The 26136-nt window shown below is 69.4% G+C and carries 24 protein-coding genes; 7 read left to right on the top strand and 17 right to left on the bottom strand.

The window, feature by feature from the left end:
* Nucleotides 1-117: 117 nt before the first annotated feature.
* Nucleotides 118-1932 carry a cation:proton antiporter domain-containing protein gene (locus ACV7NL_RS02480; protein ID WP_463354823.1) on the bottom strand — a complete coding sequence of 605 codons (1815 nt, stop codon included), beginning with the start codon at nt 1930-1932 and terminating at the stop codon, nt 118-120.
* 371 nt (nt 1933-2303) lie between these two features.
* On the opposite strand from ACV7NL_RS02480, the gene ACV7NL_RS02485 reads away from it, so the two are divergent.
* The 5 genes from ACV7NL_RS02485 to ACV7NL_RS02505 all read left to right on the top strand — a co-directional run bounded on the left by ACV7NL_RS02485 (nt 2304) and on the right by ACV7NL_RS02505 (nt 8150).
* Nucleotides 2304-3419 carry a YihY/virulence factor BrkB family protein gene (locus ACV7NL_RS02485; protein WP_463354824.1) on the top strand — a complete coding sequence of 372 codons (1116 nt, stop codon included), beginning with the start codon at nt 2304-2306 and terminating at the stop codon, nt 3417-3419.
* Between the two features lie 44 nt (nt 3420-3463).
* Nucleotides 3464-3760: a nucleotidyltransferase family protein gene (locus ACV7NL_RS02490; protein WP_056181735.1), complete on the top strand. Its 297-nt coding sequence runs from the start codon at nt 3464-3466 to the stop codon at nt 3758-3760.
* Nucleotides 3750-4094, top strand: coding sequence for a HepT-like ribonuclease domain-containing protein (locus tag ACV7NL_RS02495; protein WP_056181738.1), 345 nt, complete (start codon nt 3750-3752; stop codon nt 4092-4094). Before ACV7NL_RS02490 ends, ACV7NL_RS02495 begins: the two co-directional genes overlap by 11 nt.
* A gap of 48 nt (nt 4095-4142) precedes the next feature.
* Nucleotides 4143-7232 (top strand): DNA polymerase I, encoded by a 3090-nt coding sequence (polA, locus tag ACV7NL_RS02500; RefSeq protein ID WP_056485040.1) that lies wholly within the window; start codon nt 4143-4145, stop codon nt 7230-7232.
* Nucleotides 7233-7433: 201 nt separating this feature from the next.
* Nucleotides 7434-8150 (top strand): DUF4142 domain-containing protein, encoded by a 717-nt coding sequence (locus tag ACV7NL_RS02505; RefSeq protein WP_056486016.1) that lies wholly within the window; start codon nt 7434-7436, stop codon nt 8148-8150.
* Nucleotides 8151-8250: 100 nt separating this feature from the next.
* On the opposite strand, the gene ACV7NL_RS02510 is transcribed toward ACV7NL_RS02505, so the two are convergent.
* Nucleotides 8251-8931 (bottom strand): HAD family hydrolase, encoded by a 681-nt coding sequence (locus ACV7NL_RS02510; protein ID WP_056485042.1) that lies wholly within the window; start codon nt 8929-8931, stop codon nt 8251-8253.
* A gap of 455 nt (nt 8932-9386) precedes the next feature.
* Between ACV7NL_RS02510 and ACV7NL_RS02515 the strand changes: the two genes are divergently transcribed.
* Both ACV7NL_RS02515 and ACV7NL_RS02520 read left to right on the top strand, forming a co-directional pair.
* On the top strand, nt 9387-9908 hold the full coding sequence (locus ACV7NL_RS02515; RefSeq protein WP_056486019.1) for a GcrA family cell cycle regulator: 522 nt from the start codon (nt 9387-9389) through the stop codon (nt 9906-9908).
* Nucleotides 9909-10041: 133 nt separating this feature from the next.
* On the top strand, nt 10042-10284 hold the full coding sequence (locus ACV7NL_RS02520; protein WP_056181753.1) for a hypothetical protein: 243 nt from the start codon (nt 10042-10044) through the stop codon (nt 10282-10284).
* A gap of 6 nt (nt 10285-10290) precedes the next feature.
* Here the strand turns inward: ACV7NL_RS02520 and ACV7NL_RS02525 are convergent, their stop codons facing one another.
* From ACV7NL_RS02525 to ACV7NL_RS02595, 15 genes are all read right to left on the bottom strand, one after another.
* Nucleotides 10291-10500, bottom strand: coding sequence for a hypothetical protein (locus tag ACV7NL_RS02525; RefSeq protein ID WP_244477027.1), 210 nt, complete (start codon nt 10498-10500; stop codon nt 10291-10293).
* A gap of 146 nt (nt 10501-10646) precedes the next feature.
* Nucleotides 10647-12314: a DNA repair protein RecN gene (recN, locus tag ACV7NL_RS02530; RefSeq protein WP_463354825.1), complete on the bottom strand. Its 1668-nt coding sequence runs from the start codon at nt 12312-12314 to the stop codon at nt 10647-10649.
* 142 nt (nt 12315-12456) lie between these two features.
* Nucleotides 12457-13335, bottom strand: coding sequence for an outer membrane protein assembly factor BamD (locus ACV7NL_RS02535; RefSeq protein ID WP_056181763.1), 879 nt, complete (start codon nt 13333-13335; stop codon nt 12457-12459).
* Between the two features lie 220 nt (nt 13336-13555).
* Complete coding sequence (lpxC, locus tag ACV7NL_RS02540; protein WP_247635841.1) at nt 13556-14503, bottom strand: UDP-3-O-acyl-N-acetylglucosamine deacetylase; 948 nt, start codon at nt 14501-14503, stop codon at nt 13556-13558.
* A 327-nt stretch (nt 14504-14830) separates the two neighbouring features.
* Nucleotides 14831-16615, bottom strand: a complete 1785-nt coding sequence (ftsZ, locus tag ACV7NL_RS02545; protein WP_463354826.1) for a cell division protein FtsZ — start codon at nt 16613-16615, stop codon at nt 14831-14833.
* Nucleotides 16616-16739: 124 nt separating this feature from the next.
* Nucleotides 16740-18062, bottom strand: a complete 1323-nt coding sequence (gene ftsA / locus ACV7NL_RS02550; protein WP_056181771.1) for a cell division protein FtsA — start codon at nt 18060-18062, stop codon at nt 16740-16742.
* A 66-nt stretch (nt 18063-18128) separates the two neighbouring features.
* The gene (locus ACV7NL_RS02555) at nt 18129-19145 is read right to left on the bottom strand and encodes a cell division protein FtsQ/DivIB (RefSeq protein WP_463354827.1); all 1017 of its coding nucleotides are present in this window, start codon (nt 19143-19145) and stop codon (nt 18129-18131) included.
* Nucleotides 19112-20035: a D-alanine--D-alanine ligase gene (locus ACV7NL_RS02560; protein ID WP_056181774.1), complete on the bottom strand. Its 924-nt coding sequence runs from the start codon at nt 20033-20035 to the stop codon at nt 19112-19114. The genes ACV7NL_RS02555 and ACV7NL_RS02560 overlap by 34 nt, the downstream gene beginning before the upstream one ends.
* A gap of 38 nt (nt 20036-20073) precedes the next feature.
* Nucleotides 20074-20418 (bottom strand): type II toxin-antitoxin system PemK/MazF family toxin, encoded by a 345-nt coding sequence (locus ACV7NL_RS02565; RefSeq protein ID WP_156633889.1) that lies wholly within the window; start codon nt 20416-20418, stop codon nt 20074-20076.
* Nucleotides 20419-20434: 16 nt separating this feature from the next.
* Nucleotides 20435-20668: an AbrB/MazE/SpoVT family DNA-binding domain-containing protein gene (locus ACV7NL_RS02570; protein WP_463354828.1), complete on the bottom strand. Its 234-nt coding sequence runs from the start codon at nt 20666-20668 to the stop codon at nt 20435-20437.
* A gap of 37 nt (nt 20669-20705) precedes the next feature.
* A complete protein-coding gene (gene murB / locus ACV7NL_RS02575; RefSeq protein ID WP_463354829.1) occupies nt 20706-21638 on the bottom strand; it encodes a UDP-N-acetylmuramate dehydrogenase in 933 nt (310 codons plus the stop codon).
* Nucleotides 21635-22150: an endonuclease domain-containing protein gene (locus tag ACV7NL_RS02580; protein WP_463354830.1), complete on the bottom strand. Its 516-nt coding sequence runs from the start codon at nt 22148-22150 to the stop codon at nt 21635-21637. The genes murB and ACV7NL_RS02580 overlap by 4 nt, the downstream gene beginning before the upstream one ends.
* 7 nt (nt 22151-22157) lie before the next feature.
* Nucleotides 22158-23573, bottom strand: a complete 1416-nt coding sequence (gene murC, locus ACV7NL_RS02585; RefSeq protein ID WP_056181790.1) for a UDP-N-acetylmuramate--L-alanine ligase — start codon at nt 23571-23573, stop codon at nt 22158-22160.
* Nucleotides 23574-23645: 72 nt separating this feature from the next.
* Nucleotides 23646-24755 carry an undecaprenyldiphospho-muramoylpentapeptide beta-N-acetylglucosaminyltransferase gene (gene murG / locus ACV7NL_RS02590; protein WP_247635846.1) on the bottom strand — a complete coding sequence of 370 codons (1110 nt, stop codon included), beginning with the start codon at nt 24753-24755 and terminating at the stop codon, nt 23646-23648.
* A complete protein-coding gene (locus ACV7NL_RS02595; RefSeq protein ID WP_056181796.1) occupies nt 24752-25918 on the bottom strand; it encodes an FtsW/RodA/SpoVE family cell cycle protein in 1167 nt (388 codons plus the stop codon). Before ACV7NL_RS02595 ends, murG begins: the two co-directional genes overlap by 4 nt.
* Between the last annotated feature and the right edge of the window lie 218 nt (nt 25919-26136).

Consider the following 26136-nt stretch of genomic DNA (forward strand, 5'->3'; position numbering starts at 1 on the left):
GAACTCTCATCGAGTCCTTCGGAGAGGCATCACCGTCGCGATGGCGGAGTTCGATCCCGCTTACGCTTTGCACGGGCTCGCCGACAGGCCGCCCGTGTCGAGCGAACGGACGCCCGGTCAGGCCCCCTCCTCCTTGTGCGGGCGCAGTTCCGGCGTGACCTGATCGATGGCGGTCTCCACCGGTGCCGAACGGCTCTCGACGCGCGTGCTGTCGACGAAGATGCGGGCCTCGCCCTCCTTCAGGCCGAGGCTGCGCAGGGCGTAGAGGGTCATGCCGAAGGCCAGTTCGCGCTCGGCCATCAGGACGAGGCCGACGCCCTGCTCCTCGAAGTGGCGGCGCTCGCCGTCGTTGTGGGTCCGCACCAGCGTGTCGATGTCGGGCCGGGCCTCGCGGGCCAGCTCGACGATGCGCCGGGCCGTGTGCGCCTCGGGGGTCGCCACCACGATGAGCCGGGCCTGGGCGATGTCGGCAGCCTGGAGGATACCCGGCGCGGTGGCGTCGCCGAACACCGCCTCGATCCCCTCCTGGCGCAGATCCAGCACCCGACGCCGGTCGCGGTCGAGGACGATGTAGGGCAGGTCCCAGGCCTTGAGGGCCTTGCCGATGGTGCTGCCGACCCGGCCGTAGCCGATGATGATCGCGTGGCCGCGATGGGGCTCGCCCTCGGTCGACACCGCCAGCGTCGCGACGTCCTTGCGCTGGAAGCGGGCGGCGAGGTCGGGCCGCTCCGCGACCTTGCGCCCGACCCAGTCGGTGAGCGCGAAGAACAGCGGGTTGAGGGTGATCGACAGGATGGCGCCGCCGAGAATGAGGTCGCGCCCCTCCTCCGGCAGGAGCTTCAGCGACAGGCCGAGGCTGACGAGGATGAACGAAAACTCGCCGATCTGGGCCAGGCTCGCCGCGATGGTGAGGGCGGTGCCGAGCGGATGCTTGAAGGCCAGCACGATCGCCACCGCCGCCAGCGACTTGCCGACCAGGATGACGCCCAGCACGGCCAGCACCGAGAGCGGCTCGCGGATCAGGATGCCGGGATCGAACAGCATGCCCACCGAGACGAAGAACAGCACCGCGAAGGCGTCCTGCAGCGGCAGCGAATCCGCCGCCGCCTGATGGCTGAGGTCGGATTCGGCGAGCACCATGCCGGCGAAGAAGGCGCCGAGCGCGAACGAGACGCCGAAGAGTTCGGCCGAGCCGAAGGCGATGCCGAGGGCGAGCGCCAGCACCGCCAGGGTGAAGAGCTCGCGCGAACCGGTGCGCGCTGCCTGGTCGAGGAGCCAGGGCACGAAGCGGCGGCCGCCCACCAGCATCACGGCGGCGAAGACCCCGACCTTGGCGAGGGTGAGCCCGAGGGTGAGCCACAGGTTGCCGTCGCCCGCATGGTGCGCGGCGCCCGCGCCGTCGCCCCCGAGGGACGGGGCGAGCGCTGGCAGCAGCACGAGGGCCAGGACCATCGCCAGATCCTCGACGATGAGCCAGCCGACCGCGATGCGGCCCTTGTCGCTGTCGAGAAGCCGGCGTTCCTCGAGCGCGCGCAGCAGTACCACCGTGCTCGCCACCGAGAGAGCGAGGCCGAAGACGAGGCCGGCCCCGAGGCCCCAGCCCCAGGCCAGCGCCAGGGCGCCCCCCATCGCAGTCGCCGCCACGATCTGCACGATGGCACCCGGCAGCGCGATGGCGCGCACCGCCATCAGGTCCTTGATCGAGAAGTGCAGGCCGACGCCGAACATCAGCAGGATCACGCCGATTTCGGCGAGCTGGCCGGCGAGCTGGCTGTTGCCGACGAAGCCCGGCGTGTAGGGGCCGACCAGGACGCCGGCGAGGAGATACCCGACCAGGGGCGGCAACCGCAGGCGCTGCGCCGCCATTCCGCAGACGAAGGCCAGCACGAGGCCCAGGGCGATGATGGCGATCAGCTCGGTCGCGTGCGGCACGGGTCTGGGGTCTCCGGGTCGAGGGACAGGGGCTCAAGGGCCGTGCCGCCTGCCGCCCGCCAGGGCAAGCGGCCAACCGGCTTCACGTCCGAGATGCGCCCGAAATTCCGCAGCCCGCGGCGCCTCGGGTGCCGCGACGCACAACGCTCGGCGCGCGCGGCGGGTTTCGGGGAATAAACCCGCCACGCGCCGCCGCCTCGCGATTCCGTGAGGGCGGATGAAACTCTCAGCCGCCACCCTCCGTTGTCGAGTCAAGGTATGCGCGCGTGACGAATTCATGCGTCATCTTGCAAGTACGCTCCATCCGGCGGAACAGACGATCGATGACATTACCCGACGAGACATCAACCACCACGAATACAACCAGGGACATGCATTCGACGCTTTGGACCGTCGCGCTCGCCAGCGCATTGCTGGGCTTGGTCGCCCTGCCGCGCCGGACGGGGGGCACGGTCGCACGGCCTTCTCCAGCGACCCCGACCGACCCGTCCCGCCAAACTTCCCCGTCCCATGCCGGCCCCGAGGCACGGCAGGTGGCGGCGCGGGAGGCCGACCGCGGCCGGGGCGCCCGGACGCCCTCGGACATTCCCGCCAAGGGCTGGAAGGATATCGGCCTGCGGGTGTTCCACGACGTCTCGGAGAACAACATCGTCTCGGTCGCCGCCGGAGTGACGTTCTACGTGCTGCTGGCGATCTTCCCCGCCATCGCGGCCCTGGTGTCCTGCTATGGGCTTGTGGCGGACGTGGTCACCATCAACGAGCACCTGCAGACCCTGCAGGGGGTGGTTCCCTCCGGCGCCCTCGACATCATCGGCGAGCAGGTGAAGCGCATCGCCGCCAAGGGCGACACCACGCTGGGGCTGACCTTCTTCACCGGCATCGTGCTCTCGCTGTGGAGCGCCAACGGCGGCATGAAGGCGGTCTTCTCCGCGCTCAACATCGTCTACGAGGAGCGCGAAACGCGCAGCTTCATCTGGCTCAACCTGCGCTCCCTCGCCTTCACGGGCGGCGCGCTGCTGTTCATCATCCTGGCGCTGGTCGGCATCGTCGTGGTGCCGGCCGCGATCAACATCATCGGCTTGAGCTCGGAGGCCTGGTACATCGCCCTGCTGCGCTGGCCGGTGCTGCTCGCCGGCGTGCTGGGCGGCCTCGCCCTGCTCTATCGCTACGGCCCGAGCCGCGACGCGCCGCGCTGGCGCTGGGTGACCTGGGGCAGCGCCGTCGCGGCGGTGGCCTGGCTGGTCACCTCGCTCGGCTTCTCCTGGTACGTCGCCAATTTCGGCAAGTACAACGAGACCTACGGCTCGCTGGGCGCCGTGATCGGCTTCATGACCTGGATCTGGATCTCGACCACGATCGTGCTCGTCGGCGCCGAGATCAACGCCGAGATGGAGCACCAGACCGAGGCCGACACCACCCGCGGACCCGAGCAGCCTTTGGGCACCCGCGACGCCCAGATGGCCGATACGGTGGGGGCGGCGACCTGAGGGGAGCCCTTCAGCTCGGCCCCGATTTCGAGTACGGTCGCGGCATGGATCGCAGCACAGCCCTTGATATCCTTCGTGCACACGAGGCTGCGTTGCGCGAGCGGGGCGTCCTGCATGCCGCCCTCTTCGGCTCGGTTGCGCGCGGCGAGGCGCATGCCGGAAGCGATCTCGATATCCTGATCGACATCGATGAGACCACCATCCGGGATGTTTACGGATATGTCGGCGTCATCGGGTTCATCGCCGATCTGTTCCCCATCGAAGTGGACGTCGCCACGCGCTCGATGCTGAGACCTCACGTACGTCCCAGAGCCGAGCGCGACGCGATCCATGCTTTCTGAGCGTGGACGTCGCGCCCTTCTCGGCATCATCGAAAATGTCGAGGCCGCTCAGGATTTCACCGCAGACCTGAGCTTCGAAGATTTCGCCGACAACCGGCTCCTCCTCTACGGCGTGACGCGTTGCCTCGAGATCATTTCGGAGGCGAGCCGGCGCGTCGACGAAGAAACACGGAGACGGAACCCCCATATTCCATGGCGGCAGATCGCCGATTCGGGGAACGTCTATCGGCATCGATACGAGCGTGTCTCGGCAAAGCTCCTCTGGGGGACCGTCCATGAGGCATTGCCTGACATTCTCACGGTATGCCGGAACGAACTGCACGCCGACGAATGATTGTCGTGGCGCCATCGCCATTTCCTTTCTCTTTCCATTGATGGATCGATGACCGCTCCCGCCTCCGCTCCCGTCGGCCCCGGCGATCAGATCATCCTGGTCGACGGCTCGTCATTCATCTTCCGGGCCTACTTCCAGTCGATCAACCAGGACCAGAAGTACAACACCCGGCCGTCGGACGGCCTGCCGACCGGGGCGGTGCGTCTGTTCTGCACCAAGATCGCCCAGTTCGTGCAGGAGGGGGCCGCCGGCGTGATGCCGACGCACCTCGCCATCGTGTTCGACAAGTCGGAAGGCTCGTTCCGCAAAGAGATGTTTCCCGACTACAAGGGCCACCGGCCGGATGCGCCGGACGACCTCAAGCGCCAGATGCCGCTGATGCGCGACGCGGTGCGGGCCTTCGGCCTGCAGCCGATCGAGCTGATCCGCTACGAGGCCGACGACCTGATCGCCACCTATTCGCGTCAGGCCGAGGCGCGGGGCGCCGGCGTCATCATCGTGTCCTCCGACAAGGACCTGATGCAGCTCGTCGGCCCCCTCGTGCGGTTCTACGATTTCGAATCCGGCTCCAAGGGCAAGGCCGGCTACCGGCCCGAGCGCAATCTCGACCGCGACGCCATCATCGCCAAGTGGGAAGGCCTTCAGCCGGAGCAGATCGGCGATGCCCTGGCGCTGATCGGCGACACCTCGGACAACGTGCCGGGCGTGCCCGGTATCGGCCTGAAGACGGCCGCCGCCCTGATCAAGGAATACGGCAGCCTCGACGCGCTGCTGGAGCGCGCCGCCGAGATCAAGCAGCCCAAACGCCGCGAAACCCTGCTGGCCAGCATCGATCAGGCCCGGCTCTCGCGAAAGCTGGTGGCGCTCGAAGAGAACGTGCCGGTTCCGATCCCCCTCGACGACCTGCGGCTGCCCAAGCCCGATCCGCAGAAGCTCGTCGGCTTTCTCAAGGCGATGGAGTTCAACACCCTGACGCGGCGCATCGCCCAGATGCTCCATGTCGACCCGGAGGCGGTGCAGCCCGACCCGGCCCTGCTGCCGAACCGGGAGCCCGAGCCCGACGCACCGTTCTTCCCCGACGCTCACGGCGATCCCGTTCCGGTCGATCCCGAGACCGCGTCCGGCGCCGGGCAGGCCGAGATCGACCCCTTCGCCGATCTCGGCCTGCCCGACGTCGCCCCGAAGCCCCGCGGGTCGTCCGAGCCGACGCCCGCTAACCTCGTGGCGGCCCGGGCGGCGGAATCGGTCAAGCCGTTCGACACGGCGGCCTACGAGACGATCGGGTCGGTCGAACAACTCGATGCCTGGATCTCCGAGGCCGAGGAGGCCGGCGTGATCGCCGTCGACACCGAGACGGATTCCCTCGACGCCAACAGCGCCAACCTCGTCGGCATCTCGCTCTGCGTCGCACCGGGCCGGGCGGCCTACATCCCGCTCCGGCACGTGGAGCCCGTGACGGGTGCGGAGGGCGACCTGTTCGGCGACGCCAAGGCGGCCACCGACGTGTTCCAGCCGCTGGCGGGCCAGATCGCCGTCAAGGTCGTGATCGAGCGCCTGAAGCCGTTGCTCGAAAATCCCGGCGTGCTCAAGGTCGGCCAGAACCTGAAATACGACTTCGCCGTGCTCGGCCGCTCCGGCATCCGGGTGGCGCCCTTCGACGACACCATGCTGATCTCCTACGTGCTCGATGCCGGCAAGGGCGGCCACGGCATGGACGAGCTCGCCCGCCGCCATCTCGGCCACCAGCCCATCACCTTCTCGGACGTGGCCGGCACCGGGCGGGCCAAGGTCACCTTCGACCGGGTGCCCCTCGACAAGGCCACCGCCTACGCGGCCGAGGATGCGGACGTCACCCTGCGCCTGTGGCGGATGATGAAGCCCCGCCTCGTGGCCGAGAAGCGGGTCGCGGTCTACGAGACCCTGGAGCGTCCGCTGGTGCCGGTGATCGCCCGGATGGAGGCGGAGGGTATCCGCATCGACCGCAACATGCTGAGCCGCCTGTCGGGCGATTTCTCGCAGATCCTGGTGCGCCTCGAGGAGGAGATCCAGGCGGATGCGGGCGAAACATTCCAGGTCTCGTCGCCGAAGCAGATCGGCGACATCCTGTTCGGCAAGATGGGACTGCCCGGTGCCAAGAAGACGCCGTCCGGACAGTGGGCCACACCCGCGACCCTGCTGGAGGAGCTGGCCCAGGCCGGGCACGACCTTCCGAAGAAGATCCTCGAATGGCGCCAGCTCGCCAAGCTGAAATCCACCTACACGGATTCGCTGCAGGTCCACGCCAACCGCGAGACCGACCGGGTCCACACCTCGTTCTCGCTCGCCGCCACCACCACGGGCCGGCTCTCCTCCTCGGAGCCGAACCTGCAGAACATCCCGATCCGCACGGAGGAGGGGCGCCGCATCCGGCGCGCCTTCGTGGCCCAGGAGGGCAACCGCCTGATCTCGGCCGATTACAGCCAGATCGAGCTGCGCCTGCTCGCCCACATCGCCGATATCCCACAGCTGCGCCAAGCCTTCGCGGACGGCATCGACATCCACGCGGCCACCGCCAGCGCGATGTTCGGGGTGCCCCTGTCGGAGATGACGCCGGACCTGCGGCGGCGCGCCAAGACCATCAACTTCGGCATCATCTACGGCATTTCGGCCTTCGGCCTCGCCGACCGCCTCGGCATCGGCCGCGAGGAGGCCGGCGCCTTCATCAAGCAGTATTTCGAGCGCTTCCCCGGCATCCGCGCCTATATCGACGACACCAAGCGCCGGTGCCGCGATCTCGGCTACGTCACCACCCTGTTCGGCCGCGTCTGCCACTATCCGCAGATCCGATCGAACAACCCGAACGAGCGGGCCAGCGTCGAGCGTCAGGCCATCAACGCCCCGATCCAGGGCTCGGCCGCCGACATCATCCGCCGGGCGATGATCCGGATGGAGGATGCTCTGAAGGCCGAAAAGCTGAACCTGCGCATGCTGCTGCAGGTGCATGACGAGCTGGTGTTCGAGGCCCCCGAGGACGAGGTGGAGAAGGCGCTGCCCGTCATCACCCGCATCATGGTCGAGGCCCCGGCCCCGGCCCTGACCCTCAAGGTGCCGCTGGTGGTCGAGGCCCGGGCGGCGATGAACTGGGAGGAGGCGCACTGACGCGCGGATGGCGCCGCGGGGCGACGTCGTTCCGCGCGACCGGACCTTAGGCTGGAGTGGCGGCCACGGCCTGACACCCCTCCCCACGCAATGCTCCAATGCGACGCAGGGTTGGAACGGCTCCGGACGTCGGGTGTTGCCGCACCGCAAACGATGTTCGCCAACGGCGCCACCAAGGGCGCCACGGAAAGAGAACCCGCCATGACCAAAACCTTCCTTGCCGCCCTCGGCCTGTCGGTCGCTGCCCTCGCCACCCCGGCCCTGGCCCAGGAGCCCCTGTCGTTCCGCGTCGCCCCGCAGTTCGACGGCAACCAGCCGGCCGTGACCGACACCTCCGACTTCCGCGCCGCAGCTCTTCGCTCGGACGCCGTCAGCATCGAGTCGAGCCGCATCGCCCTCGAGCGGTCGCGCAACCCGCGCGTGCGCCAGTACGCTCACAACGTCCTCGTCGAGCGCAAGGCCACCACTCAGGCGCTGCTGCCCGAGGGCACCTCGCTGACCGCTGGCGGCACTGTGGTGTCGGATTCCCAGCCCTTCGAGACCCGCCTCGACAACCCGGTCGGCGTGATCCTCGCTCCCGTCACCATCTCGGCCGGCATCGCCCAGCGCGTGGTCGGTGGCGTCCTCGGCGGCGTCGGCCTCATCGACAACAGCCCCTCCGAGCCGGGTCGCCGCGTCGCCATCGGCACCGAAGGTCAGGGTCGTATCGATCGCCTGAAGTCGGCCCGCGCCGGACGCGACTTCGACCGCACCTACGTGGACCAGCAGGCCCGGTCGGACGCCCGCACCCTGGGCCTCTACGCCTCCTACGCCCGCAACGGCGACAACGCCCAGGGTCGTGAGTTCGCCAACCAGGCGCTGCCCTACATCGCCGGCGAGCACGCCCACTCGGCCAACTTGGCCGACCGCATCAACTGAGCGCGTCGTCTCCGTTCTGAATGCCGAAGGGCCGCCCCATGGGGCGGCCTTTTTTTGTTGCGCCGGGGACGCAGCCCGTCGCAGCGGCTTTCGCCCAGGTTCAGGCGGCTGGCACGAGGGCCGCCACCGCCGCGCCGAGGTCGTCGAAATGGGCGATGACCCGGTCGGGGCCGAGTTCGGTGACCGGCCGGTCCGTGTAGCCGAACGGAACCGCCACCACCGGAATGCCGGCGGCCTTGGCCGCGTCGATGTCGGCACGGGAATCGCCCACCATCACGGCGCGGGCGGGATCGCCGCCGGCCTGCGCGATGGTCATCGTGATGTGGCGCGGGTCGGGCTTGAAATAGGGGAAGGTCTCGCGGCCGCAGATGGTGGCGAAGCGGTCGGCGATGCCGAGGAGTTGCAGCAGCCGGATGGCCTGCCCCTCGTACTTGTTGGTGCAGACGGCCAGGAGGAAGCCGCGCGCGTCGAGCGCGTCGAGCGCCTCGACCACGCCGGGGAACAGGTGCGACTGCTCGCACAGGTGGTCGCCGTAATGGGCGATGAAGTCCGAGAACAACGCTTCCAGCCGCTCGGTCGTGAGGGGCTCGCCCGCCGTGGTGAAGCCGCGCTGGATCAGCGCCTTGGCACCGGCGCCGATCATGTCGCGGGCCTGCTCCAGGGGCAGCGCCTGAAGCCCCTCGCGCCGCAGGATGACGTTGAGCGTGCCGATGAGATCGCCGGCGGTCTCGGCCAGGGTTCCGTCGAGGTCGAAGACGGCGATGGGCGGCAAGGCAGTCATGGACGGGGAGGCAGTCATGGGCGGAGGGGCAGTCATGGGCACTCGCAGAAGGGACGCGCGCGGGACGGAAGGCGCCGCGAGGCGGATCGGGACGGGGACCATCGCCGCAGGCGTGAGGCCGGGGGGATGCCGGGGCTGTACCCCATCCTGCCGCGCGCCGCGAGATGTGTGCTGCCGCGGGGGCTCCGAAGGGCTTGCCGCCGCCGGCCGCGAAAGGCTTGCTGCCATTGGCCCCGAAAGGCTTGGCCTTTGGCGGTGGACAGGTGCGCCGGGCATGGAACCTCCGTCGCCGTCGCACTTGCCTCCGCGTCTCAGGCTCCTGTACGGTCCCCTCCATCGACGGCCGGGGGGCCGCTGCCCATCACCGAGAATCGCCCTTCTGCCCGTGCCATCGGCCGGGGTTCGGGGCGTTTTGCGAGTCGCTGGGGCAGATGCGGACGATTTCGGAGGGGGCGATGATGGAAACGGTCCCGGGTTGGTCAGACGAGCGGGTCGAGCTGCTGCGTCGCCTGTGGGAAGACGGCCTGAGCGCCAGCCAGATCGCCACGCAGCTCGGCAGCGTCACCCGCAATGCGGTGATCGGCAAGGTGCACCGGCTCGGGCTCTCGGGCCGGGTCAAGTCGGCGGAGACGCCCGGCGTGGCGCCGCGCAAGATCGGCCGTGAGACGGAGCCGGAGGCGGAGATGCCCGTCGCGGTTGTCGCCGAGACGGACGGCGCGCCTGCCCGCTTCGAAGGCGCGCCCGCCGCACCGACGCTGGTGGCACCGGTGTCCCTGTCGATCACCCGTCGGGTGACGATCATGGACCTGCGGGAGTCGATGTGCCGCTGGCCGATCGGCGACCCGACCTCGCCCGACTTCCACTATTGCGGCGATCGCGCGATCACCGGCCTGCCCTATTGCACCGCCCACGCGCAGATCGCCTATCAGCCGGCGGCCGAGCGCAAGCGCGACCGGCGCGTGGGCGGCTTTCGCTGATCCGACACCTTGCGGGCCGAGGCAGAGGGGCCAAAAGCCCTGCCGGCAAAGTCCCGCGAGACGGCACGGTTTCGAGACTTCGTGCGTTGATCCCCGTCGCCGGTTCCCGATCGGCGCAAGAAGGTGACGCGCCGTGACGGAGCCGACGAGCACGATCGATGCCGACGAAGCCGCTTTCCTCGACCTGCATGGGCAGCGCGAGGAACTGGAGCGGCAATTGGCGCTGGTTCAGCTGAAGCGGCAGTTCGGCCCCGGTCAGGATGCGATCGATCAGGCCACGGCCGACGAGCAGTCCCTGCTGGTCAGCCTGGACCGGGTCATGACTCTGATCCGAGCCGCCGAATATAAGCGCCTGCCGAACGCGCGACGCTGGTAGACGCGCTCAGTCGAAGCGACGCCGGTCGCGCTCCTTGTGCCGAAGGCGCAGGAGAAGGTCGATCTGGCTGTCGGGAATCGGCTGCGTGTCGCAGGTCTCCTCGTAGATCGAACGGAGCGCGGTCCCGAGACGATGACGCGTGTCGTCGGTCAGGCTGGGCTGGCAGGCGTTCATACCGTCCTCCCGCATGTCGCCGTCGCTTACTCTCTGGTCCAACGTCTCAGTCCCTCGTTCGAGCGATCCAACGCCGGCGCCGAATCGGAGCGCACTTGTGGTTTAGCGAGTGTCACCGAACATGGTTAAGAAAACGTTAACTCTGGGTTGCCCAGCTGCGAGAGGCGTTGGCGGTCAGACGTTGGCCATCAGGCTTCGGCTGCCTGAAGCAGGCGGGCTGCGGCGGCCCGGGCCTCGTCGGTGACGGTGGCGCCGGCGAGCATGCGGGCGATCTCCTCACGGCGGGCCGGGGCTTCCAGGGACGAGACCTGCGTGGCGACCCGGTCGCTGCCCTTGACCGGGTCCTTGGCGATCAGGAAATGCGTTTCCGCCCGGGCAGCGACCTGCGGCGCATGCGTCACCGCCACCACCTGCACCTGCGTGGCGAGGCGCCCGAGCCGGGCGCCGATGGCATCGGCCACGGCGCCGCCGACGCCGGTGTCGATCTCGTCGAAGATCAGGGTCGGGGCCGAGCCCTTGTCGGCCAGCACCACCTTGAGGGCGAGCATGAAGCGCGAAAGCTCGCCACCCGAGGCGACCTTCATCATCGGTCCCGGCCGGGTGCCCGGATTGGTCTGGGCCCAGAACTCCACGCGGTCATAGCCGGAGGGATCGCGCGAGTCCGGATCGGTGGCGATCTCGGTGATGAAGCGGGCGCGCTCCAGCTTGAGCGGCGGCAGCTCGGCCTTGACCGCCGCGTCGAGAGCCTTGGCGGCGCGCTTGCGCCCTTCGGTCAGCTTGGCGGCCGCCTTGGCGTAGGCCGCCTCGGCTGCCGCGAGGGTGCCCTCGAGTCCACCCAGGGCCTCGGCGCCGGCGTCGATTGCCGCCACATCGGCCGCGTAGCGCTCGCGCAGAGCCGCGAGGTCGTCCACCGGCACCTGGTACTTGCGCCCGGCGGCACGGAGCGCGAACAGGCGCTCCTCCACCCGTTCCAGCTCGCGCGGATCGAACTCCGCCTCGCGCAAAGCCGCGTCGAGAACCGTGTGGGCCTCGTCGAGGGCGGTCAGGGCCGCATCCAGGGCGGCGACGCAGGGCTCGACCAGGGCCGGCAGCTGCGACGCCCGTCGCTCCAGCTTGCGCAGGGCCGAGGACAGGTGGGAGACGATGCCGCCGCCCGAGGCTTCGATCGCCTCGTTCAGTTCGCGGGCGACCTTCTCGCTCTGCTGCATCACCGTGCGGCGCTCGGCCAGCGTCGTCTCCTCGTCCGGCTCCGGGGCCAGCGTCTCCAGTTCCGCCACGGCGTGCCGGAGGAAATCGGATTCTTTGGCGGCGGCCTCGACGCGGGCGCGGTGCTCGGCCAGAGCGCTGCGGGCAGCCTTCACCCGCCGGGCCGCCTCGCCGACCTGGGTCAGAGGCCCCTGCAGGCCCCCGAACGCATCGAGGATGGCCCGGTGGGTGGTGGGATCGGCGAGGGCCCTGTCGTCGTGCTGTCCGTGGATCTCCACCAGGGCGGCGCCGATGGCCCGCAGGACCTGCACGCCCACCGCCTGGTCGTTGATGAAGGCCCGGGTGCGCCCATCGGCCATCTGCACGCGGCGCAGGATCAGGTCGCCCTCGGTGTCGATCTCGGCCTGCGCCGCGAGCGTGCGCGCCGGATGGTCGAGGGGCACGTCGAACACCGCGGTGACGGCGCCCTGCCCTTCCCCATGACGCACGAGGCGGCCGTCGCCGCGGCCGCCGAGGGCCAGCGCGAAGGCATCGAGCAGGATCGACTTGCCCGCACCCGTTTCACCGGTGAGGACGCTGAGGCCCTCGCGGAAATTCAGGACGAGCTTGTCGATGAGAACGATGTCGCGGATCGCGAGCTGGCTCAGCATGCCGCGTCTGGGGTCCCGTTGTGAACGCTGGCGCTGTCTTTACGGCGAAGTGCCGCCGGCTTCACGCAAAAAGATGCCGCCCCCACGGGGAGCGGCAAAGCGGCACGCGGATCGCCGGACGGGCGCCGGAACGGCGTCGGGCCTACTGGGCCTCGGCGGTGCGCCCGATGACGCCGCGATAGACCTTGCTGATCCACGAGGTCTTCTCCTCGCGCGGCTCCAGGCCCCCGTTCTGCAGGAGCGCGTGGGCGTCCTTGTACCAGGGGCTGTCGGGGAAGTTATGCCCGAGCACGGCGGCGGAGGTCTGAGCCTCCTGAGTCAGGCCGAGAGCCATGTAGGCCTCGGTCAGACGCTCGAGGGCTTCCTCGGCGTGCCGGGTCGTCTGGTACTTGCTGACCACGTCGCGAAACCGGTTGATCGCGGCCGGGAAGTTGCGGCGCTCCAGGTAGAAGCGACCGACCTCCATCTCCTTGCCGGCGAGCTGGTCGCGGGTGATCTGGATCTTGGCCTTAGCGTCGGCGGCGTATTCCGAGGTCGGATACTTCTGGACGAGCTCCTGCAGGCCGGCCAGCGCCTTCTCGGAGCGGTCCTGGTCGCGGGTCACGTCGGGGATCTGCTTGTAGTGCGACATCGCCATCAGGTACTGGGCGTAGGCCGCGTCCTTGCTAGCCGGATGGCGCTGAAGGTAGCGCTTCGACGCGTTGATCGCGTCGTCGTACTTGGCGCCCTCATAATTCGAGTAGGCGGTCATCAGCAGCGCTTTGCGCGACCAGTCCGAGTAGCTGTAGGCCTTGTCGAGTTCACCGAACTTCTTCGAGGCGCCCTCGTAGTCCTTGTCCTCCATCCGCGCCAAGCCCTCGCTGTAGAGCTTGTCGGCGGGAACATCCGGGATGACTTCGGGCTTGTACTTTTCGGCAAAGGGATTGATCGAATCGAGGGCGTCGCAGCCGCCGAGCCCGAAGCCCATCACGGTCACCAGCACGGCCGCCATCGCACCGCGGTTGGGATGAGTAAGGCGCATTCCGGTCTTCCCCCAACAGACGGGTCCGTTTTCGGACGCGCGTCGTAACGCCATCACTAAAGGTCGGTCGCGTGGCTGACGGCCTCATGCCACGATCCGGGTGCGCTGCACACCGGACGGACGTCCCGTTTCACGCTCGTTTCACCGTGAAGCGCGATTTGGGCGTGAAAGCGGCGGGCGGGCTGAACCCTTAACAGAAACGACCGATGTGTCGGTAGCGCTACAGATCGCCGACGAAGGCGGCCATGCCGAGGCTGGCTCCGAATTCGGTCAGGCTGGTCTCGCGGCGGGCGCCGGGCGCCTCGACGATGGCGTAGTTGGCGCGATCGGAGAACAGGGCGGTGAGGATGCCGACATTCATGCGATGGCCGCCGCAATAGGAGCGGTAGCCGCCCTGGATCGGCAGGCCGGCCAGAGCCAGGTCGCCGACCGCGTCGAGGAACTTGTGCCGGACGAACTCGTCGGCGTAGCGCAGGCCCTCGGGGTTGACCACGGCGGTCTCCCCGACCGCGACGGTGTTCTCCAGGGAAGCGCCGAGGGCGAAGCCCGCCTTCCAGTAGCGCTCCACATCCCGCATCATGCCGAAGGTCCGGGCGCCGGCGATCTCGCGGCGATAGGCGGCGGGGGTCAGGTCCATCGCCTTGCGGCTGCGGCCGATCACCGGGTTCTCGAAATCGATCTCGACATCGAGGCGGAAGCCCCGGTCGATGGGGCGGAGTTCGGCGAAAGCGCGGCCGACCTCGATGCGGACGGAGCGGAGGACCTTGATCCAGCGACGGGGGGCGCCGCAGGGACCGATGCCGACGGCGTCGATGGCCTCGACGTAGGGACGCGCGCTGCCGTCGAGAATGGGCATCTCGGGGCCGTCGATCTCGACCAGAACGTTGTCGATCCCGAGTCCGTAGAGCGCCGACATCAGGTGCTCGATGGTGGCGACGGCGCCGCTCTCGACGTCGCCGATCACGGTGCAGAGCTCGGTGGCGGAGACGCAGGCGTGGTGGGCCTTGATGAGCCGGTCGTTGCCGGTGGCCATTCCGGTGCGGAGGAAGGCGATTCCGTGATTGGCGGGCGCTGGATGCAGCGTGATCTCGACCGGGTTCCCGGAGTGGACGCCGATGCCGCTCAGGGTCGCGGGGGCTTTGAGAGTTGTCTGTTGGTTCGTTCGCATTCCATAGCCCTCGGCCGTGATCAGGCGCGCCCATCCCGTTGAGATGCGCTTTTCGCCCTTGTCGATCCGTCCGCTGCTTGAAGCCCCTGCCGGCGCTTGACGGCCGAAACCGCCGCGCCTTTTCGTTCCAAAATTCGTATAGCCGCGCCTCAAAGGCAGGCCAAATCACGGATTCTTACGCTCTGTTACAGTCCCGGTTTCCGACAGCGAATCAGAAACCCATTTTGGCACAGTAGGTTAACAACAAGCATAGCCCGGAGCTGTGAGGCTCCGGGCCTGTGGCTGAAATATCTCAGCCGGCGGGTAGAGGGCCGGTCGGCCCCCGTCTCAGTTGGCCTGGCGGCGCAGGAAGGCCGGGATTTCGAGCTGATCGTCGTCCATCATCCGGGACTGGGGCGCGACGCGACCCTGCGGATCGAGGTTGCCCTGAGCCGGACGGTAGGCCGGCGGAGCCTGGACGGGGGCGCGCTTGGGATACTCGGCCGGAGCGGCCGCCTGGGGAGCCGGAGCGGCGGGCGCCCGCATCTGCGGGGCCGGCGCGGCCTCGGTCTCCTCGCGGCGTCCACCGAAGCCGACCGTCGCGAGACGCCGCAGCAGGGTCATGCGCTTGGAGTCGCCGGCCGGCTCGGCCGCCGGCTGCTCCTCGCGGGCCCGCAGCTGGGCCTGGGCCGGCAGCGGCAGGTCCTGGATCTGCGGCATGCGCGGCGCGCGGGCGACCGCCACCGCCGGGCGCGGCGGCACGAACGGGCCGGCGGCATGCTGCAGGACCGGCTCGGGCGCCGGCAGCGGCGCGGGCTCGTAGGCCATGGCGGCGCGGGGCTGCGTCTGGGTCAGCATCACCTCGTCACGCATCACCGGAGCCTGGGGCAGCTCCACCCGCATCGGCTCGGGGGCGAGGGCCACCGGCTCGGGCGCACGGAGGGTCTGCTGCACCGGGGCCTGGGCCGGAATGGCCTGAACCGGAGCCGGAGCGGCCGACGGGGCGGACGGAGCCGCTACGGAACCGTCCTGTCCGGCGGGGCGAAAGGTCGGCGCGGGCTGTGCGGCCCGCGCCCTCGCTTCCGCACGCAGGCGCTCGGCGACTTCGGCGATGCGCTGCTCGGTCTGCACGATGTCGGGGTTGTTCTGGGAGTTGGCGGCGATCAGCGCCGGCTCGATGCCGGTGGCGACCACCGAGACCCGGATGATGCCGTCGAGGCTCTCGTCGAAGGTCGCGCCCAGGATGATGTTGGCGTCCGAATCCACTTCCTCGCGGATGCGGGTGGCAGCCTCGTCGAGCTCGTAGAGGGTGAGGTCGTTGCCGCCGGTGATCGAGATCAGCAGGCCGCGCGCGCCCTTCATCGAGACGTCGTCGAGGAGCGGGTTGGCGATTGCGGCTTCCGCGGCGCGATTGGCGCGGTTCTCGCCCGAGGCCTCGCCGGTGCCCATCATGGCCTTGCCCATGCCGCGCATGATGGCGCGGACGTCGGCGAAGTCGAGGTTGATCAAGCCTTCCTTGACCATCAGGTCGGTGATGCAGGCGACGCCGGAATAGAGCACCTGGTCGGCCATCGCGAAGGCGTCGGCGAAGGTGGTCTTCTCGTTGGCGACCCGGAACAGATTCTGGTTTGGGATGACGATCAGGGTGTCGACGGCGGCCTGCAGCTCCTGGATGCCGGCCTCGGCGGTACGCATGCGGCGCACGCCCTCGAACTGGAACGGCTTGGTCACGACGCCGACGGTGAGAATGCCCATGTCGCGGGCGGCGCGGGCGATGACGGGGGCCGCACCGGTGCCGGTGCCGCCGCCCATGCCGGCGGTGATGAAGCACATGTGGGCGCCCGAGAGCTGGTCCCGGATCTCGTCGATGACCTCATCGGCCGCCGCCGAGCCGACCTCGGGGTGCGAACCGGCGCCGAGCCCCTGGGTGACGCCGAGACCCATCTGGATCACGCGCTCGGCCTTCGAGGAGGTGAGCGCCTGGGCGTCGGTGTTGGCGACCACGAACTCGCAGCCGAGAAGGCCGGATTCGATCATGTTGTTGACGGCGTTGCCGCCGGCTCCGCCGACACCGAAGACGGTGATGCGGGGCTTGAGTTCACGGATATCCGGCGCCTGCAGACTGATGGCCATGGTGTCGAGCCTCTCGTGCCTTTCACGTTTCATTTGACGCCTCGGTTGAGGGAGGCGCCGATTCTCGTCTGGCCGTTCGCACCCACCCCGATACCCGGGGTTTGGGGCGCGACGGCGGTCGTTCTCAGAAACTCTCGCGGATCCAGCGTCCGACGCGCGAGAGGTAGCCGTCCGTTCCCGTGCCGGCGAAGGCGCCATGGCCCCGCGGCTCGAAATGTTCCGCATGCGCCACCTGCGGGTAGACCAGCAGGCCCACCGCCGCCGAGAAGGCGGGGCCCTTGGCGGCTTCCGGCAGACCCCGGATGCCCAGGGGGCGGCCGATGCGGACCTGGCCTTCCATGACCCGGCGGGCCACCTCGGGCAGACCCACGAGCTGACTGGCGCCGCCCGTCAGCACCACCCGGCGCCCGGCCTGGGCCGAGAAGCCGGCGGCCCGGAGGCGGTCGCGCACCAGCTCCACCACCTCCTCGACGCGCGGGCGGATGATCCGCACGAGCTGCGAGCGCGGCACATGGGTGGGGGCGTCGCCCTCGTCCTCGCCGACCCCGTGGACCGCGATCATGTCGCGCTCGTCGGAGGCGGTGGCGATGGCCGAGCCGTACAGAGTCTTGAGGCGCTCGGCCGCGGCGACCCGGGTGGAGAGGCCGCGGGCGATGTCCATGGTGACGTGATGGCCGCCGACCGCGACCGCATCGACGTGGACGAGATGGCCGCCGGAGAACACGCCGACGCTGGTGGTGCCCCCGCCCATGTCGACCACGGCGACGCCCATTTCGGCCTCGTCGTCGACCAGGGCCGAGAGCCCGGCGGCGTAGGGCGTGGCGATCACCGCCTCGACGCCGAGGTGGCAATGCTCGACCGCGAGCATGAGATTGCGGGCGGCCGCCGCCTCGCCGGTGACCACGTGAAGGTCGACTCCGAGGGCATCGCCCATCATGCCCGACGGATCGATGACCGTGCCCTGGCCGTCGATGGCGTAGCCGGTGGGCAGGGCGTGGAGCACGGCCCGGCCGGGGCTGACGCCGTGGGCGGAGGCGGTCTCCAGCACGCGCTCCACGTCGGAGCCCGTGACGGTGCCGGTGCGGGTGCCGACGCGGGCCTCGAAGTGCTGCGAGCCGATGCGGCCGCCGGACATGTTGACGATGACCGACTGCACCTCGACCTTGGCCATCCGCTCGGCGGCGTGGACCGCCTGGCGGATCGCGCTCTCGGCGGCCTCGAGGTCGACGATGACGCCGCCCTTGAGCCCCTGCGAACGCTGGTGGCCGATGCCGATGACGCGGGCGAAATGGGTGCGTCCGCGCAGGGTGGTGAGGGCCTCGGCCGGCTGAAGCTCGGCGATGAGGCAGACGACCTTGCTCGTTCCGATGTCGAGCACCGAGAGGGTGGTGCTGCGCCGGGCGGAGAGAGGCTTCAGGCGTGGGGTGAGGCCGTGCGGGTCGTGCATCGGGCTACCGGGCGGAACGGGTGTGGCGGGGGCGGGACGCGGGATGCGCCGGACGGATCGTGCGGCTCATGTGCTGGTCCCCTTGGTCTTGGACTTCTTCTGGGATTCGGCGCGGGCCGCGGCGGCCTCTTCGGTGAGGCGCACCACGATCCGGTCGGGCATGCGCAGGTCCACCGCGATGATGTCCTTCTCGAGCAGGCGATTGTCGCGCTCGAGCTTGACCAACCGGGCCAGCGCTTCGGTCGCCCCGGTCTCGGGCAGGCGGATGTCGACGCCGTCGAGTTTCAGGGTCCAGCGCCGGCCGGACACGTAGGTCCCGGCCTTGACGCGCTCCGCGAGCGAGCCGGCCGCCTCGATCAGGGCGAGGTAGTCCTTGAGCTTGAAGTTGGCGTCGTCGCCGACCACCAGCGGCAGGGCGGCGTAGCGGTCGTCGCGCATCTGGTCGATCACCGTGCCGTCGGCCGCGATCACGGCGATCTCGCCGTTGCGCTGCCACAGGGCGGCGGGCTCACGCTCCACCTGGGTGATGACGATCTCGTTCGGATAGACCTTGCGCACGGAGGCGCTGGCGATCAGCGGCACCGCCAGCAGGCGCTCGCGGGCCTCGGCCACGTCGAGGAACACCACGGAGGAGTGGCCGTCGATGCCGGCGGCCTGCAGCACCTCGCGCTCATAGAGCCGGGCGATGCCCGAGATAGTGACGCGCTCGACGCCGAAGCCGGCGAGGCGCGCCAGAACGTCGAGGGGACGGCCGTTCTCGGCCACGAATCGGTCGTAGGCGCCGGTGCCGACGAAGCTGGCGAGGGCGAGGGCCGCGAAGGAAACGGACATCGCCGCCGTGCCGAGGTGGCGCGGAACCCGGCGCTCGATCGGAAGCGCGAGGCGGGGGCGGCGGCCGGGGGGCGTGAAGCGGCGCAGGCGGGCGGCGAGCGCCCCGCGGACGGAGGCGACCGTGCCGGCGGCGGGCCCCAGCGAGCCGTGACCCAGCGAGCCCTGACTCAGCGAGCCTTGACCCAGCGGGCCAGGACCGCCGAGCGGACCTTCGGCCCCTACCGGCCCAACGTTGCGTCCTCCACCATCCATTGGACGAGCTCACCGAAACCATAGCCCGCATGGGCTGCCATCTCCGGGACCAAGCTCGTCTTCGTCATGCCGGGTTGCGTGTTGACCTCCAGGACGACGAGGGCACCGGTTCCACCCGGTGTGTCGTCGTAACGAAGGTCCGCACGGCTGATGCCCCGGCACCCGAGTGCTTGATGCGCCGTTAACGACAACTCTTGGACACGCTGGTAAAGATTTGGTTTAATTTCTGCCGGGAGGACGTGGATCGACCCCCCCTCGGCGTACTTCGCATCGAAGTCGTACCACTCCCCGGAAGCCGGCTTGATTTCGATCACCCCGAGGGCCTTGTCCCCCATCACGGCGCAGGTCAGCTCGCGCCCGGCGACATAGGTTTCCGCAAGGATTTCATCGCCATAGCCCCAATCGGCCCGGCCCACTTCCTGGGGCGGATGGGTGCGCCCGTCGCGCACGATGATGACCCCCATGGAGGAGCCCTCGGCCACCGGCTTGAGCACGTAGGGCGGCGTCAGCACGTGTGACTTGGCGGCCTCATGACGGTTAACGACGCGGCCCTCCGGAACGCTGACTCCGGCCGCCCGCATGATCACTTTGGCACGTTCCTTATGCATCGCCAGCGCCGAGGCGAGTACGCCGGAATGGGTGTAGGGGATGCGCAGGAGTTCGAGCAGGCCCTGAATCGTGCCGTCCTCGCCCGCCGGTCCGTGCAGCGCGTTGAAGGCCACGTCGGGCCGCAGGGCGGTCAGCACCGTGGCGATGTCGGGCTGGACGTCGACGCGGGTGACGCGAAAGCCCTGACCTTCGAGGGCGTCGGCGCAGGCCTGGCCCGAATTCAGCGAGACCGGCCGCTCGGAGGACCACCCGCCCATGAGGACGGCGACGTGCTTGGACATGGGGACTCCTGAGATTTGCGCAGACATGGATTGCGGCATCACGCCGGCCGTCCGGGGCCGATCCTGTCGTGGATCGCATCGAAAACGGCGCCGGCCACCACCGGCGGCAATGTCCCGATGCGCTTGAGGATACGTGCCGGTTCGATGCAGGCCAGCTTGACGGGTCTGACGACCGAAGGCGCATCGAGCCCGGCAGCGGCAAGATCGTCGATGGCCTGATCGCCCCGCATGGCGGGGTTGTTCGCACTGGTGATCATGGCGATCCAGACGAATCCCGTCTCGGCGACGGCCGGTCCCGAGACCACGACGGCCGGGCGACGCTTCTCGGCGAGACGGTCGGAATAAGGAAACGGGACGACCACGACGGCGCCTGCGGCAAGCATGCCTCCGATCGGGTCCCTAGAGACTGCCATAGGCTTCTTCGTCGGCGGCCCCAGCCCATTCCGTGAAGGTCACGAAGGGATCTTCGCCCTCGGGACGCGCCTTTTCGATGCGGATACCGTCCGGCGTGATCACGTAGCGAAGACGGTCACCCGGGCCGATGCCGAGGCGTTCGCGGACCTCGGCCGGGAGCACCGTCTGGCTCTTCACGGAGACCTTCGAATAGGTCGTCAGAACATCCCGACCGGTCATCGGCCACTCTCCAGCAGAAAACTTACGTCTTACCGCCTTACTCCGCGGGTGTCGACCGGCCGATGCGCTTGATCTCCCAGTGCAGCTCGATGCCGGAGGTCTCGCGCACCCGCCGGCGGACCTCCTCGCCGAGGGTCTCGATATCGGCGGCCGTGGCGTTGTCGCGGTTGATCAGGAAGTTGCAGTGCATCTCCGAGACCTGCGCACCGCCGACCGTGAGGCCACGGCAGCCGGCCGCGTCGACGAGTTGCCAGGCTTTGCCGCCGGGCGGGTTCTTGAAGGTCGAGCCGCCGGTGCGCTCGCGGATCGGCTGGGCCGCCTCGCGCGCCGCCGTCACCCGCTCCATCTCGGCCTCGATGGCCGCGCGGTCGCCCGGACGGCCCCGGAAGAACGCCTGGGTGAAGATCACGTCGGCGGGGGCGCCGCTGTGCCGGTAGGCGAAGCCCATCTCGGCGTGGCTGAAGCGGCGCGGGTTGCCCTGGCGGTCGACGCCGTGCGCTTCGACCAGCACGTCGGTGGTCTCGCCGCCATGGGCGCCGGCGTTCATGCGCAGGGCGCCGCCGACCGAGCCGGGAATGCCGCGGAAGAACGCGAGCCCGTCGAGCCCGGCCTCGGCCGCCGTCTTGGCGAGGCGCATGTCCGGCACCGCGGTGCCGACCCGCAGGGTCTCGCCGTCGATCGCCACCGTGCCGAAGGCCTTGCCGCCGAGCCGGATCACCACGCCGGGCACGCCGCCGTCCCGCACGATGAGGTTCGAGCCGAGGCCGATCACGGTGACGGGGGTCTCGGGGTCGAGGGCGCCGAGCAGAACGCCGAGGTCCTCCGCATCGGCCGGGGTGAACAGCACCTGGGCAGGACCGCCGACCCGGAACCAGGTCAGGTCCGAGAGCGGCTGGTTGGCGATCAGCCGCCCCCGCAGGCCGGGCGCCCGGGCACGGATGTCGGGCGTGATGTCCGGGAAGGCGGTCATGCGAGCACCTCCCCTCTCCCTTTGTTGGGGGCGAAGCGCGCGGAGCGTGGGTGAGGGGACATCGGGGACAGGGGCTGTGCGTCCCTGAGAAACGCCCCCTCACCTCCGCCCTTCGGGCTCACGCCGAACGCGGCGAGAGGTTCGGCGTCCTCTCCCCGCAAGCAGGGAGAGGCTGGGAGGGCCGCGAGGATCGTCGCGGTGATGCAATCGGTTTGATGCATGATGTCGGAATTCCAGAAGCTTGGGATACGATAGCCGCGCGCTATCAACCAGGCATCTCGGGCCTGATCGTGCGTGTTCGCAGCGTGCTGGCTACCATCCGCCTCGACGATGAGCCGCGCTTCGCGACAGCCGAAGTCGGCCATGTGGGGACCGATCTGCGCCTGCCGAACGAACTCGAAACCAGCAAGGCGCCGATCCCTCACGTGCGACCGGAGACGCCGTTCGGCCTCAGTTTCGTTGGCCCGCAAGATCCGGCGGAAGCGCGTGCACGCCTTCGAGGCAGCGCGCATCGGCGTCTCACGCCTTCACACCATCCAGAGCCGCGAGTTCGCCCGGGAGCGCATAGGCCCATTGGGTGATGTTGCCGGCCCCGAGACAGACCACGTAGTCGCCCGGCTTGGCGCGGCCGGCGACGATGCCGGCGAGGTCTTCCGAACGCTGGAGCGCGATGGCGTCGCGGTGGCCGCGGGACTTGAGGCCCGAGACGAGGCCGTCGCGGTCCATGCCCTCGATCGGCGCCTCGCCCGCCGCGTAAACCGGGGCGACGATGACCGTATCGGCATCGTTGAAGCAGGTGCAGAAATCGTCGAACAGCGAGGCGAGGCGGGTGTAGCGGTGCGGCTGCACGATGGCGATGACGTTGCTCTCGGTGGAGGCGCGGGCGGCCTTGAGCACCGCCTTGATTTCCACCGGATGGTGCCCGTAATCGTCGAAGATCAGGGCCCCGTTCCACTCGCCGGTGCGGGTGAAGCGGCGCTTGACCCCGCCGAAGCCGGCCAGCGCCTTGCGGATCGCCTCGGGCTCGACGCCGAGCTCGTGCGCGACGGCGAGGGCCGCGGTGGCGTTCAGGGCGTTGTGCTTGCCCGGCATCGGCAGGACGAGGTCCTCCATCTCCAGGCGGAAGCCGGGGCGGCGGTCGCGGATCATGACGCGGAAGCGGCTCTGGCCACCGCGCAGGTCCACGTCGATGAGGCGGACGTCGGCCTGCGGATTCTCGCCGTAGGTGATGATGCGACGGTCCTCGATGTGGCCGACGAGGTCCTGCACGATCGGGTGGTCGATGCACATGACGGCAAAACCGTAGAACGGGATGTTGTCGATGAAGCGCCGGAAGGCGTCCTTGACCGCGTCGAACGAGCCGAAATGGTCGAGGTGCTCGGGGTCGATGTTGGTGACGATGGCGACGTCGGCCGGCAGCTTCAGGAAGGTGCCGTCGGATTCGTCGGCCTCCACCACCATCCACTCGCCCTCGCCCATGCGGGCGTTGGTGCCGTAGGCGTTGATGATGCCGCCGTTGATCACGGTGGGGTCGAGGTTGCCGGCGTCCAGCAGGGTGGCGACCAGGGAGGTCGTCGTGGTCTTGCCGTGGGTGCCCGCGATGGCGACGCAGGACTTGAAGCGCATCAGCTCGGCCAGCATCTCGGCCCGGCGCACCACCGGCAGGCGGCGCTCGCGGGCGGCGACGAGCTCGGGATTGTCCCGGCGGATCGCGGTCGAGACCACCACCAGGGCGGCGTCCTCGACGTTGCCGGCCTCGTGACCGATGAAGGTGCGCATGCCCTTGTCGGAGAGCCGGCGGACATTGGCGTTGTCGTTGGCGTCCGACCCCTGCACGGTGTAGCCGAGATTATGCATCACCTCGGCGATGCCGGACATGCCGATGCCGCCGATGCCGATGAAGTGGATGGGACCGAGCTTGTCGGGCAGCTTCATGGGAAGGACCAGTCTCAGGGGCGTCGGGGGTCCGGACGAACCGGCCCGAACGGGGTCAATCGGCGGACGCCGTCAGGTGCGGGCCGCCGTCGCGATGACGATGTCGGCGAGCCGCTCGGCCGCGTCGTGAATTCCGGCGCTTTTGGCGGCTGAGGCCGCCGCGGTCAATTTTCCGGGATTGGTGAAGAGGTCGACCAGCTCCGCCGTGAGGCGATCCGCCGTGAAGGCGGATTGCGCGATCGCCTGCGCGGCGCCGATGGCGGCGAGCGTCGCGGCGTTGGCCGCCTGATCCTGATCAAGGGCGCCGGGGAGCGGCACCAGGATGGCGGGCCGCCCGATGGCGGCGAGTTCCGAGACCGTGGAAGCCCCGGAGCGACCGATGACGAGGTGCGCCGCCGCCATCCGGGCCGGCAAATCCTTGAAGAAGGGGGCGGCCTCGAAGCCGGCGAGGCCCAGGCCGAGATAGAGGTTCTGGACCTGCGTCAGGTCCTCGGCCCGCACCTGCTGCACGAGATGGAGCCGGGCGCGCAGATCGGCGGGCAGGTTGGCGATGGCGGCGGGCACGACCTCGCCCATCACCCGGGCGCCCTGGCTGCCGCCGAAGACCAGGAGATGCAGCGGATCACCCGGACCGACCGGCGGATAAGGGATTTTCGCGGCCTCGAGCACCGCCGGGCGCAACGGGTTGCCCGTATGGGTCCGGGGCGCGAGGGCCTTGACCGGCACGCCGCGCACGTCGCGAAACCCGGTGGCGATGGCACGGGCGCCGCGCGCCAGGAAGGCGTTGGCCCGGCCCATCACGGCGTTCTGCTCGTGCAGGATGGTGGGGACCTGCAGGATCTGTCCCGCCAGCATCGGCGGCACCGTGGGATATCCGCCGAAGCCCACGATGGCGGCCGGGTTGATGCGTCGGATCTCCCGCGCGGCGACGCCGAAGCCGCGCCCGAGGGTGAGGAGCGCGGTGCCGCGCTTGATCAGGGAGCGCCCCGAGGGCGTGGCGGAGGCGATGGTGACGATCTCGGAGGCCGGGAAGCCAGTGGCGATCGAATCCACCCGGGCATCGGTGGCCAGCGCCACCCGCACGCCGCGGGCGCGCAGGGCGTGGGCCAGGCTCTCGGCGGGAAACAGATGCCCGCCGGTGCCCCCGGCACAGAGCAGGATCGTGGCGGTGGCAACGGTCAACGCATCACTCCGGCTATCGTCGCCGGGGCGGTGCCCGGCGGCTTCTGGCTCAGGGTGGTGGTCCGGGGGCGCTTGCGGGTCAAGGCCACGAGGAAGCCCATGCCGAGGGCGAGCGAGATCAGCGAGGAGCCGCCGTAGGAGACGAACGGCAGGGTCATGCCCTTGGCGGGCATCAGGCGGACGTTCACCGCCATGTTGATGCAAGCCTGCAGCCCGAACAACGTGGTGAGACCCGTGATCGCCAACCGCGAAAAGGTGTCGTCGGTGCGCCGGGCCAGCTTCAGGCCCCGCATGACGATGTAGGCGAAGAGCAGGACGAGGCCGAGGCACACGATGGTGCCGAACTCCTCACCCGTCACCGAGAAGATGAAGTCGGTGTGGGCGTCGGGCAGGTGGCGCTTGGCGACGCCCTCCCCCGGGCCGGTGCCGAACCAGCCGCCGGAATTGAACGATTGTCGAGCCCAGTAGCCCTGGAAGTTGTCGCCGGAATCGCTGTCGAGGAAGCGGTCGATGCGCTCGCGCACGTGGTGCAGGAAGCGGTAGGCGGTGGCGACGCCGATCAGGCCGCCGACGCCGAGGCCCGCCACCCAGAACCAGTGCAGGCCGGCCACGAAGAACAGGGCGCACCACACGATGGTGATGAGCATGGTCTGGCCAAAATCGGGCTGGAGCACGAGCGGCACGATGGTGATGGGCAGGAGCAGGATCGCCAGCAGGCCGCCCGGCATGTCGCGTCGTTGCGCGCCCTCCGAGAAGGCCCAGGCCGCCACCACCACGAAGGCGGGCTTGACGAATTCCGACGGCTGGATGCCGATGGCACCGAACTGGATCCAGCGGTGCGCGCCCTTGATCTCCGGGCCGAACTTGCTCGCCAGGATGCAGAGCGCGACGCCCATCATCCAGGTGAAGAGCGCGACGCGGCGGATGTGGCGCAGGGACAGGAACGACACGCCGACGATGATGAGGATGGTGGGCGCAAGATAGAGCGCCTGCCGATTGAGGAAGTGGAAGGTCGGCAGGCCGATCTTCTCGGCCACGGGCGGCCCGCCGCCCATGAGGAAGACCAAGCCCGCCACCATGAGCGCGCCGAGGCCGGCGAGGAGGCCGCGGTCGACGGTCCACCACCAGTCCGTCAAGGGCGTGCGTTCCGCTCGGGACATCATGGGATCAGCACTCTCCGGGGCCTCACGGCGCCCGGGCAGGGCAGCCGATCGCGGCCGGCGGCGTCAGGCCGGCACGAATTCAATCCTGTGCCGGAATGGTAAACCAAGTGTTGCGATCCGCCGTCGAAGCTTCGCCTGTCCCGAGGGTCGGGCCGTTCGAAGAGCTGGCGCTTCGAGAAGGTTTCACTCGGGCTCCAGCGCATTCGCACAAACCCTCT

It is taken from the genome of Methylobacterium sp. Ger2507 (assembly GCF_055231875.1).

Bases quoted from the DNA above. Each gene is read 5' to 3' on its own strand.
- ACV7NL_RS02595 (WP_056181796.1), bottom strand. From the start codon at position 25,918: ATGATGTCCCGAGCGGAACGCACGCCCTTGACGGACTGGTGGTGGACC.
- polA (WP_056485040.1), top strand. From the start codon at position 4,143: ATGACCGCTCCCGCCTCCGCTCCCGTCGGCCCCGGCGATCAGATCATC.
- ACV7NL_RS02485 (WP_463354824.1), top strand. From the start codon at position 2,304: ATGCATTCGACGCTTTGGACCGTCGCGCTCGCCAGCGCATTGCTGGGC.
- ACV7NL_RS02560 (WP_056181774.1), bottom strand. From the start codon at position 20,035: ATGTCCAAGCACGTCGCCGTCCTCATGGGCGGGTGGTCCTCCGAGCGG.
- ftsZ (WP_463354826.1), bottom strand. From the start codon at position 16,615: ATGGCCATCAGTCTGCAGGCGCCGGATATCCGTGAACTCAAGCCCCGC.
- recN (WP_463354825.1), bottom strand. From the start codon at position 12,314: ATGCTGAGCCAGCTCGCGATCCGCGACATCGTTCTCATCGACAAGCTC.
- murB (WP_463354829.1), bottom strand. From the start codon at position 21,638: ATGACCGCCTTCCCGGACATCACGCCCGACATCCGTGCCCGGGCGCCC.
- ACV7NL_RS02495 (WP_056181738.1), top strand. From the start codon at position 3,750: ATGCTTTCTGAGCGTGGACGTCGCGCCCTTCTCGGCATCATCGAAAAT.
- ACV7NL_RS02510 (WP_056485042.1), bottom strand. From the start codon at position 8,931: ATGACTGCCTTGCCGCCCATCGCCGTCTTCGACCTCGACGGAACCCTG.
- ACV7NL_RS02505 (WP_056486016.1), top strand. From the start codon at position 7,434: ATGACCAAAACCTTCCTTGCCGCCCTCGGCCTGTCGGTCGCTGCCCTC.
- lpxC (WP_247635841.1), bottom strand. From the start codon at position 14,503: ATGCGAACGAACCAACAGACAACTCTCAAAGCCCCCGCGACCCTGAGC.
- ACV7NL_RS02490 (WP_056181735.1), top strand. From the start codon at position 3,464: ATGGATCGCAGCACAGCCCTTGATATCCTTCGTGCACACGAGGCTGCG.
- ACV7NL_RS02565 (WP_156633889.1), bottom strand. From the start codon at position 20,418: ATGCTTGCCGCAGGCGCCGTCGTGGTCGTCCCGTTTCCTTATTCCGAC.
- ACV7NL_RS02570 (WP_463354828.1), bottom strand. From the start codon at position 20,668: ATGACCGGTCGGGATGTTCTGACGACCTATTCGAAGGTCTCCGTGAAG.
- ACV7NL_RS02535 (WP_056181763.1), bottom strand. From the start codon at position 13,335: ATGCGCCTTACTCATCCCAACCGCGGTGCGATGGCGGCCGTGCTGGTG.
- ACV7NL_RS02555 (WP_463354827.1), bottom strand. From the start codon at position 19,145: ATGGATGGTGGAGGACGCAACGTTGGGCCGGTAGGGGCCGAAGGTCCG.
- ACV7NL_RS02515 (WP_056486019.1), top strand. From the start codon at position 9,387: ATGATGGAAACGGTCCCGGGTTGGTCAGACGAGCGGGTCGAGCTGCTG.
- ftsA (WP_056181771.1), bottom strand. From the start codon at position 18,062: ATGCACGACCCGCACGGCCTCACCCCACGCCTGAAGCCTCTCTCCGCC.
- ACV7NL_RS02580 (WP_463354830.1), bottom strand. From the start codon at position 22,150: ATGCGCGCTGCCTCGAAGGCGTGCACGCGCTTCCGCCGGATCTTGCGG.
- murC (WP_056181790.1), bottom strand. From the start codon at position 23,573: ATGAAGCTGCCCGACAAGCTCGGTCCCATCCACTTCATCGGCATCGGC.